At 59.8% G+C, this 16425-nt stretch carries 20 protein-coding genes and 1 pseudogene; 11 read left to right on the top strand and 10 right to left on the bottom strand.

The annotated features are described in order from the left end of the window. Nucleotides 1-96: 96 nt before the first annotated feature. The 3 genes from AMM33_RS17290 to AMM33_RS17280 all read left to right on the top strand — a co-directional run bounded on the left by AMM33_RS17290 (nucleotide 97) and on the right by AMM33_RS17280 (nucleotide 3190). On the top strand, nucleotides 97-663 hold the full coding sequence (locus AMM33_RS17290; protein ID WP_090142523.1) for a cob(I)yrinic acid a,c-diamide adenosyltransferase: 567 nt from the start codon (nucleotides 97-99) through the stop codon (nucleotides 661-663). 4 nt (nucleotides 664-667) lie between these two features. Next, the gene (locus tag AMM33_RS17285) at nucleotides 668-1009 is read left to right on the top strand and encodes a hypothetical protein (protein ID WP_194945532.1); all 342 of its coding nucleotides are present in this window, start codon (nucleotides 668-670) and stop codon (nucleotides 1007-1009) included. 84 nt (nucleotides 1010-1093) lie between these two features. Continuing rightward, nucleotides 1094-3190 (top strand): acetoacetate--CoA ligase, encoded by a 2097-nt coding sequence (locus tag AMM33_RS17280; RefSeq protein ID WP_090142568.1) that lies wholly within the window; start codon nucleotides 1094-1096, stop codon nucleotides 3188-3190. Nucleotides 3191-3225: 35 nt separating this feature from the next. On the opposite strand, the gene AMM33_RS17275 is transcribed toward AMM33_RS17280, so the two are convergent. Continuing rightward, nucleotides 3226-3525 (bottom strand): hypothetical protein, encoded by a 300-nt coding sequence (locus AMM33_RS17275; RefSeq protein WP_090142521.1) that lies wholly within the window; start codon nucleotides 3523-3525, stop codon nucleotides 3226-3228. A 540-nt stretch (nucleotides 3526-4065) separates the two neighbouring features. Here AMM33_RS17275 and yjjJ point away from each other — a divergent pair. Then, nucleotides 4066-5397 carry a type II toxin-antitoxin system HipA family toxin YjjJ gene (gene yjjJ, locus AMM33_RS17270; RefSeq protein ID WP_090142520.1) on the top strand — a complete coding sequence of 444 codons (1332 nt, stop codon included), beginning with the start codon at nucleotides 4066-4068 and terminating at the stop codon, nucleotides 5395-5397. Nucleotides 5398-5538: 141 nt separating this feature from the next. On the opposite strand, the gene dapD is transcribed toward yjjJ, so the two are convergent. The 3 genes from dapD to AMM33_RS17255 form a co-directional block, all read right to left on the bottom strand. Next, the gene (dapD, locus tag AMM33_RS17265; protein WP_090142519.1) at nucleotides 5539-6516 is read right to left on the bottom strand and encodes a 2,3,4,5-tetrahydropyridine-2,6-dicarboxylate N-succinyltransferase; all 978 of its coding nucleotides are present in this window, start codon (nucleotides 6514-6516) and stop codon (nucleotides 5539-5541) included. A 78-nt stretch (nucleotides 6517-6594) separates the two neighbouring features. Beyond that, nucleotides 6595-6891: a BrnA antitoxin family protein gene (locus tag AMM33_RS17260; RefSeq protein ID WP_090142518.1), complete on the bottom strand. Its 297-nt coding sequence runs from the start codon at nucleotides 6889-6891 to the stop codon at nucleotides 6595-6597. Then, nucleotides 6875-7198 (bottom strand): BrnT family toxin, encoded by a 324-nt coding sequence (locus AMM33_RS17255; RefSeq protein ID WP_369802470.1) that lies wholly within the window; start codon nucleotides 7196-7198, stop codon nucleotides 6875-6877. Before AMM33_RS17255 ends, AMM33_RS17260 begins: the two co-directional genes overlap by 17 nt. A gap of 162 nt (nucleotides 7199-7360) precedes the next feature. On the opposite strand from AMM33_RS17255, the gene AMM33_RS17250 reads away from it, so the two are divergent. The 6 genes from AMM33_RS17250 (at nucleotide 7361) to AMM33_RS17225 (ending at nucleotide 13162) form a co-directional block, all read left to right on the top strand. Continuing rightward, nucleotides 7361-8905, top strand: coding sequence for a class I adenylate-forming enzyme family protein (locus AMM33_RS17250; protein ID WP_090142517.1), 1545 nt, complete (start codon nucleotides 7361-7363; stop codon nucleotides 8903-8905). Further along, nucleotides 8902-10086 carry a CaiB/BaiF CoA transferase family protein gene (locus tag AMM33_RS17245; protein WP_090142516.1) on the top strand — a complete coding sequence of 395 codons (1185 nt, stop codon included), beginning with the start codon at nucleotides 8902-8904 and terminating at the stop codon, nucleotides 10084-10086. The genes AMM33_RS17250 and AMM33_RS17245 overlap by 4 nt, the downstream gene beginning before the upstream one ends. Nucleotides 10087-10545: 459 nt before the next feature. Beyond that, nucleotides 10546-11598, top strand: a complete 1053-nt coding sequence (locus AMM33_RS17240; protein ID WP_090142515.1) for an AraC family transcriptional regulator — start codon at nucleotides 10546-10548, stop codon at nucleotides 11596-11598. A gap of 443 nt (nucleotides 11599-12041) precedes the next feature. Beyond that, a complete protein-coding gene (locus tag AMM33_RS17235; protein WP_090142514.1) occupies nucleotides 12042-12332 on the top strand; it encodes a nucleotidyltransferase family protein in 291 nt (96 codons plus the stop codon). Then, nucleotides 12329-12679: a HepT-like ribonuclease domain-containing protein gene (locus AMM33_RS17230; RefSeq protein WP_090142513.1), complete on the top strand. Its 351-nt coding sequence runs from the start codon at nucleotides 12329-12331 to the stop codon at nucleotides 12677-12679. Before AMM33_RS17235 ends, AMM33_RS17230 begins: the two co-directional genes overlap by 4 nt. Nucleotides 12680-12802: 123 nt before the next feature. Further along, on the top strand, nucleotides 12803-13162 hold the full coding sequence (locus AMM33_RS17225; protein WP_194945531.1) for a hypothetical protein: 360 nt from the start codon (nucleotides 12803-12805) through the stop codon (nucleotides 13160-13162). A 323-nt stretch (nucleotides 13163-13485) separates the two neighbouring features. On the opposite strand, the gene AMM33_RS22535 is transcribed toward AMM33_RS17225, so the two are convergent. The 6 genes and pseudogenes from AMM33_RS22535 to AMM33_RS17190 form a co-directional block, all read right to left on the bottom strand. After that, nucleotides 13486-13680, bottom strand: coding sequence for a recombinase family protein (locus tag AMM33_RS22535; protein WP_228768207.1), 195 nt, complete (start codon nucleotides 13678-13680; stop codon nucleotides 13486-13488). After that, nucleotides 13677-14183: pseudogene (locus AMM33_RS17215) on the bottom strand (nucleotidyl transferase AbiEii/AbiGii toxin family protein); the annotation flags it as partial. The pseudogene AMM33_RS17215 and the gene AMM33_RS22535, both read right to left, overlap by 4 nt. 125 nt (nucleotides 14184-14308) lie before the next feature. Further along, nucleotides 14309-14767, bottom strand: a complete 459-nt coding sequence (locus AMM33_RS17205; protein WP_090142509.1) for a hypothetical protein — start codon at nucleotides 14765-14767, stop codon at nucleotides 14309-14311. Between the two features lie 248 nt (nucleotides 14768-15015). Further along, entirely contained in the window at nucleotides 15016-15330 is a 315-nt protein-coding gene (locus AMM33_RS17200) for a hypothetical protein (protein ID WP_194945530.1), read from the bottom strand. Nucleotides 15331-15638: 308 nt separating this feature from the next. Beyond that, nucleotides 15639-15959 carry a type II toxin-antitoxin system PemK/MazF family toxin gene (locus AMM33_RS17195; RefSeq protein ID WP_090142566.1) on the bottom strand — a complete coding sequence of 107 codons (321 nt, stop codon included), beginning with the start codon at nucleotides 15957-15959 and terminating at the stop codon, nucleotides 15639-15641. Further along, on the bottom strand, nucleotides 15953-16207 hold the full coding sequence (locus tag AMM33_RS17190) for an AbrB/MazE/SpoVT family DNA-binding domain-containing protein (protein ID WP_090142567.1): 255 nt from the start codon (nucleotides 16205-16207) through the stop codon (nucleotides 15953-15955). The genes AMM33_RS17195 and AMM33_RS17190 overlap by 7 nt, the downstream gene beginning before the upstream one ends. A gap of 23 nt (nucleotides 16208-16230) precedes the next feature. Between AMM33_RS17190 and AMM33_RS22530 the strand changes: the two genes are divergently transcribed. Continuing rightward, a partial coding sequence (locus AMM33_RS22530) for a hypothetical protein (protein WP_228768206.1) occupies nucleotides 16231-16425 on the top strand: 195 nt, incomplete at its 3' end.

Raw genomic sequence — 16425 nt, 5'->3', positions numbered from 1 at the left:
GCCTACAGGACAAGCCAGCTTGTCCTTTGTCAGACAGGATGCGGCCACATGGCAGACAATCGCCCAAGGAAATCAATCATTTGCAGAGAAAACCACATGGGCAACCGACTCACACAAATCGCCACCCGCACCGGCGACAACGGCACCACCGGCCTGGGCAACAACCAGCGCGTGTCCAAAAACAGCTTGCGTGTGCACGCCATGGGCGAGGTGGACGAACTGAACTCCCACATTGGTGTGTTGCTGTGTGAAAACCTGCCCGCCGATGTGCGCGAGGTCTTGGTCGAGGTGCAGCACCAGCTGTTCAACCTGGGGGGCGAGCTGTCCATTCCCGGTTTTGAATTGCTGAAAGTTGAAGCTGTGGCGGCGCTTGACGCGGCCCTCGAAACATACAACGCCCAACTGCCCAAGCTCGAGGAATTCATCTTGCCCGCAGGCACCCGTGGCGCGTCGCAAGCTCATGTGTGCCGCACCGTGGCGCGCCGGGCCGAGCGCGCTTGCGTGGCCTTGGGCAATGAAGAAGCCCTGAACGACACGCCGCGCCAATACCTCAACCGTCTGTCGGATCTGATGTTTGTGCTGGCCCGCGTGCTCAACCGTTTGAATGGCGGTGACGATGTGTACTGGAAAAGCCAGCGCATGAACAAAGACACGGCGGCCTGAAGCCGTGCGCGTACTGCTGCGTACTTGGGGATGGGCGACGCTGAGTCTGGCAGCACTTGGCCCCGCCGTGGCGGCGCCGTCATCGGTGGTCTTGAGTTGTGCCGTGGTCTACATGCCGCAACGCAGCACCTGGGTGCGCGAAGTGCGCATCGACTGGGACCGAAAAGCCGTACGCCGCTTGCACATTGATGGTGTGGAGCCCTATTCCTTTTCCCTGATTCCGAACGGCGTGGTGACCGCGGTGGACAACGAACGCATACAGATCGATCTCGTGGCGCGGCAATGGCAAAGCGATTTTCGGGGACATGCCACGGGCCAAGGACGCTGCGAAGAGGCGCCTGCATAAAGCCTGCACGCCCTGTCACCTAGGTGCATGTTTCAGGGTTGTTGCGCGTGACAGCCCAGCGTGGGCGCTGCTACGCTGCACCCCATGAATACCGCGATAAAAGCCCCTGTTCCAAGCCCTCATCTGCCCCAGATCAGGCTCTTTCAAAATTGGCTGCGCGATGAACGCGGCTTGAGCTTTGCCACCTACAACGATTTGTGGCGCTGGTCGGTGGCCGAGCTGGATGCTTTTTGGCAAAGCATCTGGGATTACTTTGAATTGCAGTCGCCCACGCCGCACACGGCGGTGCTGGCGGGCAACGTCATGCCCGGTGCCAAATGGTTCCCGGGGGCAAAGACCAATTACGCACACCAGGTGCTGCGGCATGTGCAGCCTGCGCACGAGGCAGGGTTTTTGGCCGTCATCAGCCTGAACGAAAAAGGCCTGCGCCGCGAGTTGAGTTGGCCAGAATTGCGCCGCCAGGTGGCTGCCATGGCGCTGCACCTGCAGGCCCAGGGTGTGGAGCCCGGTGACCGCGTGGCCGCTTACCTGCCCAACATCCCCGAGGCCATGGTGGCATTTTTGGCCACCGCCAGCGTGGGGGGCGTGTGGAGCATCTGTGCGCCCGACATGGGCACCAACGCCGTGCTCGACCGCTTCAAGCAAATCGAGCCCAAGGTGCTGATTGCAGTCGATGGGGTGAGCTACGGCGGGCGTGACTTTGACCGCATGCTTGTGGTGCAGGAGCTGCGTGACGCGCTGCCCAGCGTGCAACACGTCATCGTGCACGACAACCTGGGCACCCTCGATCTGACCAACTGCGATGTGGGGGCCAGTGTGCAGATGTCGGCCATCACGGCGCGCGATGACGCCGAGGTGCAGGCCTTCGAGCCGATGTGGCTGCCGTTTGACCACCCGCTGTGGATTGTTTATTCGAGCGGCACCACCGGTCTGCCCAAACCCATCGTGCACGGCCACGGGGGCACCGTGATCGTGGCCCTGGCCAACAAAATCCTGCACAACGACATTGGCTGCAGCTACCACCCCAACAGCTTTGGCGAGCGCTTCCACTGGTACAGCTCCACCGGCTGGGTCATGTGGAATGCGCAGGTGGCGGGCTTGCTCAACGGCGTGACCTGCGTGATCTATGACGGCAACCCCGGTGGCAGCAAAGACAATCCCGATTGGGGCATTTTGTGGCGCATGGCGTCCGAAGAAAAAGTCACCTTCTTTGGCGCAGGCGCGGCCTTTTTTGCCAACTGCCAAAAAGCCGGGGTTGACCTGTCGCGTTGCGGTGACCTTTCGCTGATTCGCGCCCTGGGCACAACGGGTTCGCCCCTGTCGCCCGAAACGCAAACCTGGGGCGTTGAAGAATTCAGGAAAATCGGCACCGATATTTGGTGGTGCAACATTTCGGGCGGCACCGACTTTGCGGGCGCCTTTGTGGGCGGCCACCGCGAACTGCCGCAAGAGCCCGGCGTCATGCAGTGCCGCGAACTCGGCTGCGCGGTCGAAGCCTGGAACGAAGCGGGCGAGTCCGTGCTGGGCGAGGTGGGCGAGCTGGTCTGCACGCAGCCCATCCCGTCCATGCCGCTGTACTTTTGGGGCGACCAGAACAATGCCCGCTATCTGGCCAGCTATTTCGAGATGTACCCCGCAGGTCACGGCCGCAAGCCCGGTGGTGGCGACGGCCCGGCCAGCATGGGCGGCGTCTGGCGACACGGCGACTGGCTGCGCATTGGCAACGCACAAGGCGAGGGCGAAAGCTGCGTGATCTTTGGCCGCAGTGACGCGACCATCAACCGTTATGGCTTGCGCATGGGCACCAGCGAGCTGTACAGCGCCGTCGAGGCCCTGCCCGAAGTCATGGACTCGATGGTGGTGGACCTGGAGTACCTGGGCAAGGAAAGCTACATGCCGCTGTTTGTGGTGCTGCGCCCGGGCACGGTGCTGGACGACGCGCTCAAGGCCAAGCTCAACAACGCCATCAAGGTGGCGCTCAGCCCGCGCTTCATCCCGAACGACATCTTCCAGGTGGCCGAGATCCCGCGCACCCTGTCGGGCAAAAAGCAGGAGCTGCCGATCAAGAAACTCATGCTGGGCCAGCCGCTGGAAAAGGTGGTCAACAAAGACGCCATGGCCAACCCGGGGTGCCTGGATTGGTATGTGGATCTGGCCAAAACGCATTTGGCCAAGGCGTGACAGCACCCACCCACAGCCCTGAGGTCACCAACCCTTCAGGGTTGTTTGGGCTTGCGGTCCCCTTGCAAGCCGGGCGGGTCTGCGGGGAACCACAGCCACTGCGTGTCCGTGCCGCCCTTGCGCAAAATCCACTGGTTGACCCAGCTGCTGATGGCGGTGTTTGCCACCAACAGCAGCATCAGCCCAGCCAAAACGCCCCAGCCTGCCAGCACATAAAGGGCCAGGGTCCCCGGGCCAAGCCCCTGCCACAGCAACTGCGCCATGAAAGCAATGCCCGCCGAAACCACCAACCCGCAGATCAGCAGCTTGATTTGGAATACCGTGCGTTGAGACATATGAGCCCTTCTGTTGTTGACCCATTGTGAGGGCGTAAAGGGTTGCAAATCAATGGTGTTATGGAACCGGCACGCTGAAGTTTGAATTGTGTGAGCAATGTCATCTCGTAGGTCGGCACTCACAGAGTCCGACATTTTTGGTTTTGGCGCAGCCCCATGTCGGGGTCTTTGACCGCCGACCTACAACATCTTGGAGCATTCAAAACTTCACGGGGCCGAATCAATAGGCAAATCAACAGAGCGCTGGCGGCAAAAGCAGTGCTGGCTCATGTGCGACGGTTGTTTGGCACGTTGGACAAATGTCGAGACCAAATTCCAAAGTGCTCTTAAAAATTGGAAAGGGACGACATTCAGATCGTGGCTGCGCACGAATTTCTCAACAGTGAGGCGGCTTGAGGGTGAGGCCACTCAAGGTCCTGCACACTTTCAAAAATCTATTCGATGAGTTGAGTGCTGATTGTCAAAATAAAGAGAAACTTATTAAATTACAAATACTTAACCACGTTGTATCATAGAATTATTTATTCACTTATCTATTTAATGAATCCCGCTGACACCCCGATCACCGCCTTGCGCCGCCACAACGGCCATGCCAGCAGCCCTGAGTTGCAGGCCCAACTGGGCGTGAGCCAAGCCACGGTCTCGCGCCTGCTGACCCCCTTGCTGGCCTCTGGCCAAGTGGTCAAAGTGGGTGCGGCCCGGGCGCAGCGCTACCTGCTGCCGCGCGATGTGCCCGGTGTGGGTCGACAGGTGCTCATCCACCAAGTGCAGGCCGACGGCGAACTGCAACGCTTTGGCACGCTCTATCCACTGGTGGGTGGCGGCTTCTGGATGGACGAAGCCGACAAGGTCCACGGCCAAAGCGCGTTCCACCCCAGCCTGCCCTGGTTCTTGATGGACACTCGGCCCCAAGGTTTTTTGGGCCGGGCCTTTGCGCAGGCACATCCTGATTTGGCCTTGCCTCCCCACTTGGCGCACTGGAGCGACGACCACATCCTGCTGGCGCTGGTGCGCGCAGGGGAAGACTTGCCCGGCAATTTGCTGGTGGGCGCTGCGTCGCTCGACCGTTATCTGGCTTTGCCCCGCAACCGCAGCGCCGCCCCGGTGGTGAGTGACACGGAGCAGGACTACCCTGGCTTGTCCCTGCAAGCCCTGGGGAGTGCCGCCCCAGGCTCCAGCGCGGGTGGCGAGCAACCCAAGTTTTGCGCCGTGACCCATGGCGTGCCCGTGCTGGTCAAATTCTCGCCCGCAGGCAATGGCCCGGCAGACCAGCGCTGGCGCGACCTGCTGGTGTGCGAAGCATTGGCCCTGCAAACGCTGCAAGCCGCAGGCATCGCCGCCGCACAAACCGACATCGTGCAGGCCGCTGGCCGCGTCTTTTTGCAAAGCCGCCGCTTTGACCGCACGGCGCAAGGTCGCATCGGCATGGTGTCTTTGGAGATGTACGACGCCCACTACATCGGCATCGGTTCGCAATGGGCGGCCACCGCCATGCAGACCGGCCGCGCAGGCGCCGAAAGCCTGAGCGCCATCGACATCCAGACCCTGTGCCTGCTCGACGCCTTTGGCGCCCTGATCGCCAACACCGACCGCCACCATGGCAATGTGTCGCTGCTGCTGCACCAGCACCGCTGGCAACTGGCCCCGGCTTACGACATGCTGCCCATGTACTACGCCCCGGTGGCGGGCGAAGTGGTGGCGCGCGACTGGTCAAGCCAGCTGCCGCGCCCCAACGCGCACACCCTGAGCGTCTGGCCACACGCGCGGGCGCTGGCCCTGCAGTTCTGGCAAAGCGCTGCCGCGGATAAGCGGATTGGTGACGAATTCCGAGAATTGGCGCGGGTCAATGCTGGGTTGGTGCAGGGGCTTTGAGCGACGTCGGAGCAAGTTGTCCCCGGGCAGTCTCTGAGTGCGTTCGACGCAGAGTTTCTATCCCACCTCTGTGCGAGCGGAAAAACAAAACGGCGCACCCGTTTGAACAGGTGCGCCGTTTCCGTTTGAGTAGAACCCAAATCAGTTTTTGTGCAACTCAGCATTCAACTCGCCCCAGCTCTTGTTGCGCGGAATCGCGTGCAGCGCGCCGGACTGTGAATCGCGGCGGAACAGGATGCCGTTTTTGCCGGACAGCTCTTTGGCCTTCATGACCGAGCCGTCGGGCATTTGCACGCGGCTGCCGCCCGTGATGTAGCAACCGGCTTCGACGATGCAGTCGTCGCCCAGCGAAATGCCGATGCCGGCGTTGGCACCCAGCAGGCAGCGTTTGCCCACTTTGATGACTTCTTTGCCGCCACCCGACAGCGTGCCCATGATGGACGCGCCGCCGCCGATGTCGCTGGCGTCATCGACCACCACGCCCGCGCTGATGCGGCCTTCGACCATGCTGGCACCCAGCGTGCCCGCGTTGAAGTTGCAAAAGCCTTCGTGCATGACGGTGGTGCCGCTGGCCAGGTGCGCGCCCAGGCGCACGCGGTCGGCGTTGGCGATGCGAACGCCCGACGGGATCACGTAGTCGGTCATTTGCGGGAACTTGTCCAGACCCTTGATCTCGAGCACGCGGCCAGCGCCACGGGCTTTGAGGCGGGCGGCGGGCACATCGGCCAGGGCGCAGGGGCCAAAGTTGGTCCAGGCCACGTTGGGCAGCAGGCCAAAGATGCCGGTCACGTTCGCGCCGTGTGGCAACACCAGGCGGTGGCTCAGCAGGTGCAGACGGAGGTAAGCGTCGTGGGTGTCGGCGGGCGCGTCGGCCAGGTTTTTGATCTCGGTGCGCACGGCCACCACGGTGGCGTTGCGCACGCTGCAGGCCACCAGGGCCTGGGCCACGTCAGCGCCCAAAGCGGCGACGGCTTCGGCTTGCGTCAGCCGGGTGCTGCCGCTGGCGGCCACGTCGGCCGCGAGTTCGGGGGCGGGGAACCAGGTGTCCAGCACGGTGCCGTCAGCGGCGATGGTGGCCAGGCCCGTGGCGCGTGCGCCGGTGGTTTGAAAAGTGCTCATGGTTTGCTCCGAAAAAATGGCCCGCAGTGCGTGCGGGCCGGGGGGAAATCTGAAGGCGTGATTATCGGGGATGGCGACTTAGGGTCTCGAATGGCTGGCCACATATTGGCGCAGCACGCTGTCCATGCGCGACTGCCAGCCTTCGCCCGTGGACTTGAAATAGGCCAGCACTTCGGGGCTGTAGCGCACCGAAACCAGCTGTTTTTTGTTCTCGGACTTGGGCCGACCGCGCAAACTCTTGAGTGGGACCATGGCCTTCAATTGTGTGGGCGTGAGCGGCTGAGCATCCGGATCGCTGCGGGCAGCGGCGGTGATGGCCTTGTCCTCTTGCACGCTGGGCATGCGTACAGTCGGGTGCTTAGAAATTTTCGACATAGTGCTTTACCTCCCGTCGATTGGCACGGCGAAGGCTGATGATTCTTCGCGCTGGTACCCGGTCAACAAATGCCACGTAGTAAAGGGTTTCGGTCTTGGGTGCGAGAGCGATCATTCGCATCTCGTTGTACTCAAACCGATCGTCAACCCATACCAGCGCGGATTCCCAGTCGAGTTCTTCGGCCATGCCCAAAGACAGACCATGTTTGATCTGATTCGAGGCGTCTTTGATCGGATCAAACTCGATACGCATAGCATTAATGTAGCTACTAAAAATTAATGTGTCAATGCTGTGAGTAAAGCTCATGGGATAGAGCTTGTTGGGCCCCCAAACGACGTTTGAGCTTGAAGCCGTGTCACTTTCTGCCAATGCCTTTGAGTCTTGCAGCGATTGCGGCTGGCCCGTCTGCGCGGTGCAATCACCTCAAAACGACGGCCTGCGACCAGGCCGTACCGATGGAGACAAAACATGTACCTCACCGCTGGTTTGCACCGCTCAATGCAAAGACACCCCGACAAAATCGCCACCGTCACAGGCAGCCGCCGCCAGACTTTTCGGCAACTGGTGGACCGGGTGGCCCGTACCGCGTCAGCGCTGCGTGCGCTGGGCATGCAACCGGGCGAGCGCTTGTCCGTGCTGGCTCTGAACAGTGACCGCATGATCGAGTTGCTGCTGGCCGGGGCCTGGGCGGGGCTGGTGATCAACCCGATCAACACCCGCTGGACAGCGGCCGAAGTGGCCTTCGCCTTGCGCGACTGCGGCGCCAGTGCGCTGGCGGTCGACGACAGCCTGATGGCCACCGCGCAGGCCATGACCGACGCCCTCCCGGCCCTGCGGCATGGGATTTACATCGGGGAAGCTCAGGCCCCTGATGGTTACCTGTGCTTGGAAGAAAAAGCTGCCGCCGCATCCCCCATGGAAGATGTGCGCAGCGCCCCAGACACGCTGGCGGCCATCGTCTACACCGGCGGCACCACCGGTTTTCCCAAAGGCGTGATGCTCTCGCACGGCAACCTCTGGGCGTCGCTGGTGGGGCGCATGGCCGAAGTGCCCACCCCGCCGCATTACATCACCCTGCTCATCTCGCCCATGTTCCATGTGGCGGGGCTGGGCCGCATGCTGGGGCAGACCATTGTGGGCGGCACCTGCGTCACCGTGCCCGTGTTCCAGCCCAGGCAGGTGGTGGACACCATGGCCCGCGAGCGGGTGTCGGACCTGGCCATCGTGCCCAGCATGCTGCAAATGCTGCTCGACACCGAAGGCTTCAACCCGCAGCACCTGCCCCAGCTCGAACGCATTTTGTGGGGCGCCGCGCCCATCACCTTGCCCCTGCTCGAGCGCGGCCTGGCCGCTTTCCCCCAAGTCCAGTTTGTGCACGCCTATGGCATGACCGAAACCGCCGCGTCGGTGTCGGTGCTGCAAATCTCGCGTGATCCGGCCTTTCTCGCCGACCCGCGCATGCGCTCGGCTGGCCAGGCGGGCTTGTCGTCCGAGATCCGCATTGCTGACGCCGAAGGCCAAGAACTGCCGCCGGGCACCCCGGGCGAAATCCTGATCCGTGGCCCCATGGTCATGCAAGGCTATTGGGGTCGCCCCGAAGAGACTGCCCAAGCCCTGCAAGGCGGCTGGCTGCACACCGGCGACGGCGGCACCATGGACGAAGGCGGCTTTCTGTATGTCATCGACCGCATCAAAGACATGGTCATCACCGGGGGCGAAAACGTCTACCCCGCCGAAGTCGAAAACGCCCTGAGCAGCCACCCCGCCGTGGCCGCATGCGCCGTCATTGGCATTCCGCATGAAAAATGGGGCGAGTCCGTGCACGCCTTTGTGGTGCTGCGCCCGGGGGCGGTGCTTGCCGACACCGACCTTGATCAACACTGCCGCGGCCAGATCAGCGCCTTCAAGTGCCCCAAAACCTACGAATTCCGCGACAAGCTGCCCCTGACCGCAGCAGGCAAAGTCCAAAAAACCGAACTGCGCAAATCCGTGGCGAAAGGCAGCGCCGCATGACCAACGCAGTCACCAATCCGCAAAACCGCCCGCCCCTGCAAGGCGTGCGCGTGCTCGACCTCACCCGCCTGCTGCCCGGCCCCATGTGCACCCTGCACCTGGCCGACCTGGGCGCCGACGTCATCAAGATCGAAGACCTGGGCGCGGGCGACTACGCCTCGCCCCCGGTGCGCGAAATGCTCAACCGCAACAAACGCGGCATGCGCCTGGACCTGAAGCACCCCGAAGGCGTGCAGCTCTTGCTCAAGCTGTGCGAAACCGCCGACGTGCTGGTCGAAGGCTTTCGCCCGGGCGTGATGGCTCGCCTGGGCCTGGGCTACGACGAGGTGCGTGCATGCAACCCGCGCCTGGTGTACTGCAGCATCAGCGGCTACGGCCAGACCGGGCCGCTGAGCCAAAAGGCCGGGCATGACCTCAACTACTGCGGCTATGCCGGCGTGGCCGACCAAGTGGGCACGCCCGCTGGCGAACTGGCCCTGTCCAACCTGCCCATGGGCGACTTGCTGGGTGGCACCATGCCCGCCGTCATGGGCATCTTGGCCGCCTTGTTTGATGCGCAGCGCACCGGCCAAGGCCGCCATGTGGACGTGGCCATTGCCGACGGCGTGCTGGCCCATGCGGTCATCCCGCTCGCAGGCCTGCACAGCCGGGGCCGCGTGCCCGCGCCCGGTGGCGACAAGCTCACTGGGGCGCTGCCCTGCTACGGCCTGTACCCCACACAAGACGGCCGCTACCTGGCCGTGGGCGCTTTCGAGCACAAGTTCTGGGACACCTTTTGCACCCTGCTGGGCCGCCCCGATCTGGCCGAGCACCACATCCCCAAAACCCAGGCCTTGAACGACTGGGTGCGGCGCGAAGTGGCCCATGCGGTGCAGGCGCACCCGCTCGCCCATTGGGCGCAAGTGCTGGCAGGCGCCGACTGCTGCGTGACCCCCGTGCTCAAACTTGACGAGGCGCAACAGCTGCCCCACTTTCAGGACCGGGGCATGTGGGTGCAGGTGCAGACCGCGCAGGGCGAGACCATGACACAAATGGCCATGCCCCTGCAGATGAGCGGCTACCGCTTTGAAGTGCAACGCCCCGCTCCCCTGCAGGGCCAGCACACCCGCGAGCTGCTGACCGCTGCGGGACTCGATGACACCGAGATTGATGTTTTATGCCAACGCAAAGTCGTAGGATAGAGACCTTCCTCCGACCCCACCCATGATGTTTGAACCTGTTGTCCTGCCCCTCGTTGCGAATGGGTTTGCCTTCGTAGGAGCCCACCCCGTGGGCGATGGCCCGTGGACAACAAGCGCTGCAATCGCCAGTAGGGCTGGCTCCTACAAAAGCAAAGCAGGGCAAAACAATCAGCCAACCGTTCCCATATCTGCAGGGTTTGCCCCTGTAGGAGCTTGCCCTGCAAGCGATGGCCTGCGGACCACAAGCGCCTCAATCGCCAGTAGGGCTGGCTCCCACAAAAGCAAAGCAGGGCCAAACAATTGGCCAACCGTGCCCAGAACTGTAGGGTTTGCCCCTGTAGGAGCTTGCCCTGCAAGCGATGGCCTGCGGACCAAAAGCGCTGCAATCGCCAGCAGGGCTGGCTCCCACAAATCCAGAGGCCTTGCCCGCACGCAGCATGCGTGCGTCGTTTTCTGCCAATGACCCGCTCCCCCAACGCCACGCCCATTCAACACACCATTGCGGTTTATCAGGTGGTGCAGATGCTCATGGCCATCGAGGACGAAGACCAGCGTGCCGCCGTGCTGCGCCGAGCGGGCATCCTGCCTGCGCTGCTCGAATCCAAGCTGGCGCGCGTCACCCAAACCCAGTTTGCCCGCCTGATGACGGCGCTGGTGCGCCACCACCGCGACGAGTTTTGGGGCCTGAGCACCACCGCGCTGCCCCTGGGCTCTTTCGCCATGGCCTGCCGCATGCTGGTGGGCCACCGCAAACTGGGTGAGGCCGTGCGCGCCGGGCTGCGTTACTACCACGCGCTGCTGCCCGACTTTGTGCCGCGCCTGGTGGTCAGCGACGGCGTGGCTTATCTGCGCATGAGCCCGCGCCACACCCTGAATGATCGCCAGGCCTACGCCGTGCGGGTCTTCATGTTCCTCAGCTACGGCGTCATGTGCTGGCTGGCGGCGCGGCGCATCCCGGTGGATGAAGTCGTCTACCAAGACCGCGACGTGGCCCGCCGCAGTGATGCGTCCAAACTGTTCCAGGCGCCCATCCACCTGATGGCGGGCGAATGGGGCTACCGCTTTGACGCCAAATGGCTCGACCTGCCCGTGGTGCAAAACACCGAAAGCGTGGAAGCGTTTTTGCACCAGGCCCCGGCCTGCCTGCTGGTCAAATACCGCGACCAGGCCAGCCTGACCGAGCGCATCCGCCGCATGCTGCGCCGCTACCTGGCCGAAGAAATGCCCTCGCTCGAAGCCATCAGCGACATGCTGGCCACCACGCCCCAGACCCTGCGCCGCCGCCTGCAGCGCGAAGGCCAGGGCTACCAAATGATCAAAGACGCCCTGCGCCGCGACGTGGCCGTCGAATACCTCACCCAGACCGACTTACCACTGCTCGAAGTGGCCGCCCGCGTGGGCTTTTCAGAAGCCAGCACCTTCCACCGCGCCTTCAAAGGCTGGACGGGTCTGACGCCAGGGGCGTATCGGCAGGCGCACAACGAACCTGCTGACGTGTCCATGGACATGTAGGAGCCCACCCCGTGGGCGATGAGCGTGGCACACGCCCTTGAAAACCATCGCCCACAGGGTGGGCTCCTACAAGAGCCATCCCGGTGGCTGCATGCAGTTTTGCAAGTCGGGGCATTATTGATCCGGCACGCTGAAGTATGAAATGCGTGAGACATGTTTTCTCGTAGGTCGGCACTCGCAGAGTCCGACGTTATTGGTTTAGGCACAGGCCCATGTCGGGGTCATCGACCGCCGACCTACAACAGCTTTGCGCATTGAAAACTTCACAGGGCCGAATCAATAGTTTCGACGAAGTTCGTTTTGGACCGGTCTCAAGTCGATGCCGAAGCCGCCGCGACCCGCAAGACTTCTGTATCTTGCTTCACAATTCAGATTTTGGCGTTGCGTTGCAAGCGTGAACCACCAGTTAAGAATCAATCGGATTTCAATGTGGGAAAACACTCATGAAGCCATCTCTTGCCCTGCAAACAAACCGTGTGGCTATTCGCACTGTGGTTGAGCGTCATCGTGCCTGCAATGCCCGTGTGTTTGGCTCTGTGCTGCATGGTGATGACCATGAAGGCAGTGACTTGGACATTTTGATTGACCCAACACCCACCACAACATTCATGGATGTGGCCAAGATTCAAGTTGAGTTAGAAAAGCTCTTGGGCGTGTCAGTGGATGTGTTGACCCCCAATGCATTACCTGACAAGTTCCGCAATTTTGTGTTGGCCGAGGCTGTACCGGTATGAACAAAACATTGCGCGTGCCTGATTACTTGGGCCACATTCTGGCTGCGATGGAACGTATTGAGCGCCACACAGCGGACGTTGACGAAATTGGATTTCTGAGCAGTGAACTGATTCAGGATGCGGTGATTCGAAACATTGAGGTCATTGGCGAGGCGGCCAACAACATACAACGCGTAGATGCTGCATTTGCAGCAGCAAATGCAGAAATCCCTTGGCAGGTCATGTACGCCATGCGCAATCGTTTATCACACGGCTATGACAAAGTGGATTTTGAAATGGTCTGGAAAACGATTCGCTACGATTTGCCAGACCTCTACAAGTTGGTGAAGGCAGTTTCTTGCCATTAGACAGTTTGCAGAAAACTCAGGACACACCCCATCTCAAACCCGGCGCCTACCGTCAGGCACACAACGCACCTGCTGAGGACAAAGCGCTGGCTGATTCAACTCAACATATTCCAAGTTTGTTTTATGCCAGCATGTGCAATCTCACCTCCCGATAGACGCCAACAAGTCCGGATGGTCGGAAGCGATCTTCTGCAGAACTATGGCAAGAAGCAGTACTACACCATTGAGGAAGTTAAGGCGGCCAATCAACGCAATAAAGTTGATGTCGACTTCGTCTGTTGGTCTTTCGCCGCATTTAATTCACACAAAGATTTCGACGAATACCACCGATCAGTTGGTGAGAGTTGCGACTATGTTTCCATGAAAAGTGACATGCTTTCGAGCGTGAGCAATGTGACAGACAGCTCCTGGTTCGACCTCGATCTTTCATGGTTGGAGTTTCCGGATATCGATTTCTCGCTGTTCGATTTTCTTGACTTCTAATGACGGGATGACTGGCAGAGCGGCGATAACTGGCCGAAGCAATGCCCTCGCTCGAAGAAGTCAGTGACATGCTGGCCACTACGCCCCAGACCCAGCCCCGAGAAGTGGCTGTCGAGTACCTCACCCCGTCCAAAGCGTTTGGCTATTTCTGCAACAGGGTTGGATTTGTCCGCCATGAGTGCCTTGGCCATGGCAAGTTCTTTGCCTGAGAGTTTGGGCGGCCGCCCACTTGATTTGCCTCTGGCTTGGGCGGCTTTCAGTCATGGTGGTGTCGATGCTGTCTGTGAGTGAGGCAAATGCCACGTCTCGGGCTTTCAGGTCGTTCACGATACGCACCAGATCGGCAAGGTTTCGCCCGTTCGAAGGGCTTGGAGGCAACTCTCCAGCTCGGGGCGGTCGGTATTTTTTCCGCTTCGGTGTTCTTGGTAGATGGTCTCGCAGCCACGGCCACGAAGTGCGTCTATTTGCGGGTCTGTGGTTTGGTCTTCGGTCGAGACACGGGCATAGCCAATTTTCATGGCTGGTGATTTACGAACTCGGTGATTTGGAAAATGATTTCCATGAGGCGTGAAGCATCAAGAATTTCGTCTTCTTCAAATGCTTCTTGAAACCGCTGCTCTACAGCGTCCACATCCGCCATCAACTCCCCAAGTTTTTGGATGGATTCGTTGGAAAACTTCTCGGCGTATTGGCGTATCAAATACGCTATGTCGTACAAGTCGCGGGCTGCGGTTCTGTGTTCGAGGGCGTTGATCTTTTGTGCAATGAGTGTTCCCACTGAGTAGGTGCGGATGCCATCAATGACAGTTGTTTGTTCTTCGGAGGGTGGCGTTCGGAAAGAGGTCTCGATTTTCAACAGTCGGTCACTGGTGAGGCCCGTGTAATGGGCTTTGAGCCGTTGCACCGTGTCCGTGTCTTTCACGGTGCGGATGCCGTGCCCTTTGGTTTTTTGCGAGAGGATTTTTTCAACTCGCCCTGCAATGTTGAATTTTTTGGGCGCATCAAAGTCAAGATCTTCCGAAAACCGATCAAGCCCCTACCAAATCAAAAGTGCAGTGTCGTTCTTGAGCACCATGGGGATATCGTGAAGTTCACGGGCGATGGCTCGCATGATGTCTACATGGAGTTGCCGTTCTTCATTGAAGGCTAGAGGCTGGTTTGTTCCCATTGTGTCAAGAGTGAAAGAATCATTGGATCGGATATTTTTTGTTTGAGTTCCTGCACCTTTGATCTCAGTTCTGCGAGTTCAATCTCTGAATCAATGAACTCACCGGCGACGATGTGGGCAGGGAGTTTTTTCTTTGAAATTGAAGCAAGCACCATGTCGAGGATGGCTCGAACATGGTTTGCTGTGTAGACCCTGTCTTTAACAGGGACAGTAAGCCCAAAGCGTCGCAGCGTGTCACTGCATTCACGGATTCCATAATTCCCAAGCATGGAAAAAGTTGGCTCGGTGTCCTTGCCTGCAATGCGGATTTTTCCTCGCCCACTCAAAAACACTTCGTCAAAATGCCAATCAGCGAATGAACCATCAGGGTTCGGCACATTTAGGGCGGCTTTCCCTGTGATGTAGTTGGCCTCGGACGTATGGGGGAGGGTGTTCATGTCTTCATTTTATGGATAAGTAGCGTTTTTACAACTTTGTTCATAAGACGGATTTTGAGACACATTGAGGCCAAAAAAGCCCACATCTCCGTGGTCTGGTGGGGGTGCGCTTGGATTTCGTACCCCCTCAAACTTCATCATCTTGATAACCTGCTTCGCGCCAATGGATTTTCGGACTCAAACAAAAACGTTTCCAACTGGACCAAATCCTGAAATGCCGCTGGGCTTAGAAATACGGCGCTCACATCTCAGCCCATTTTTCTCGGTTGCAAAGGTGCAGGCGGCGCGCTTTGCCCCAGCCGGTGTTCTTTCAGTTCAGAAAAATAGAGACGCACATCGTCCAGCGCATGACCTGTGCCGGTGGAGTTCATGACGGCCAGTGCATCCGCCGAATCTTGCGCAAATGTTTGCCGCAAGCGCTTGGGCTGAGCCGCATCGGCCAGTGTGCTCACCATGAAAGCGTGCAGGCTCATGCCCATTTGCTTGGCATCTTCTTCAAGCTGCAGCTTGAGCTCGCCGGGAAGTATCAAACTGGTGGGGACGTTGGCAGGAACAGTGGGCATGACAAACTTCATTCATGGGTAGTCAGAAGTGACTGCCCAGACCAATTTTGCACAACTGATCCCCTGACCCTGCGCCGTAAAGTTGCCGTCTGGTACCTCGCCCAGTCTATTGATTCGGCCCCGTGAAGTTTGAATTTTTTGTACCGTCACTCCGTAGGTCGGTGGCTTCAGCCCCGACATGCAGCCTGTGCCGAAGCCTGCAATGTCGGGGCTGAAGCCACCGACCTACAAAATTTTTGATTATTGAATGCTTCACAGGCCGGATCAATAGATCGCTGGCCTGTTTGTCAGACACCGATGCGGGTTCCTTATTCAGCAAATACTTCTTGCAGCGTCACCAACACCGCGGTCAAGGTCTTTGCAGGTACAGCGCCCAGCTTTTTGATCAGGCGCACCTTATCGACGGTTCGCAGTTGGTCCAGCACGATCTGGCCCTTGGTGCCGGCATGCGTCACCGGCACCCGGAACGGAGCCGCAAAGCCTTTGGAGGTCATGGGTGCCACGATCACGGTTCGCAGCTTCTCATTCAACTCTGCTGGCGACACCACCACGCAAGGGCGTGATTTCTGGATTTCGCTGCCCACGGTCGGGTCCAGATTCACCAGCCAAATGTCACCCCGCCTCACCAGCTCAGCTCCGCATCGTCTGCGTTGCCGAACTCGCCCATCAGCAGGGCATCGTCGCCCTGAGCCGCCACAGCGGCGGCTGCCTCGGACCAACCTGCACGCACCGCCTTGGCGGGTTTACTCAGAATGATCTGCCCGTTCTCCACCACGATGTTGGCGGTGCTCTGCTCCTCTAGTCCTGCTTGGGTCAGTAGCGCCTTGGGCAAAACTATGCCCTTACTGTTCCCGATTGTTCTGATGGCGATTTCCATAAGCCCCTCCTTTTGTTGCAACAATGTTAAATTTTCACCGGCATGCCGTCAAGCAAGCGTTGGCGCATTTTGAAAGTAAAAAACGCATCACGACTCCGGCGTTTACCGTCAGGCGCTCAAAGAATAGGCCGAAGACGAAGCGCTGGCTTGAGCCCAAACCTAGCAACTTTGGGGGCGGCAAACTAGCCGCGTGTGACGCTGAAGTACATCAAAAAACG

It is taken from the genome of Limnohabitans sp. DM1, from assembly GCF_001269385.1.
GTDB lineage: Bacteria > Pseudomonadota > Gammaproteobacteria > Burkholderiales > Burkholderiaceae_C > Limnohabitans_A.
Note: the sequence above shows the minus strand (reverse complement) of the source record. Positions and strands in the feature narration are given on the sequence as shown.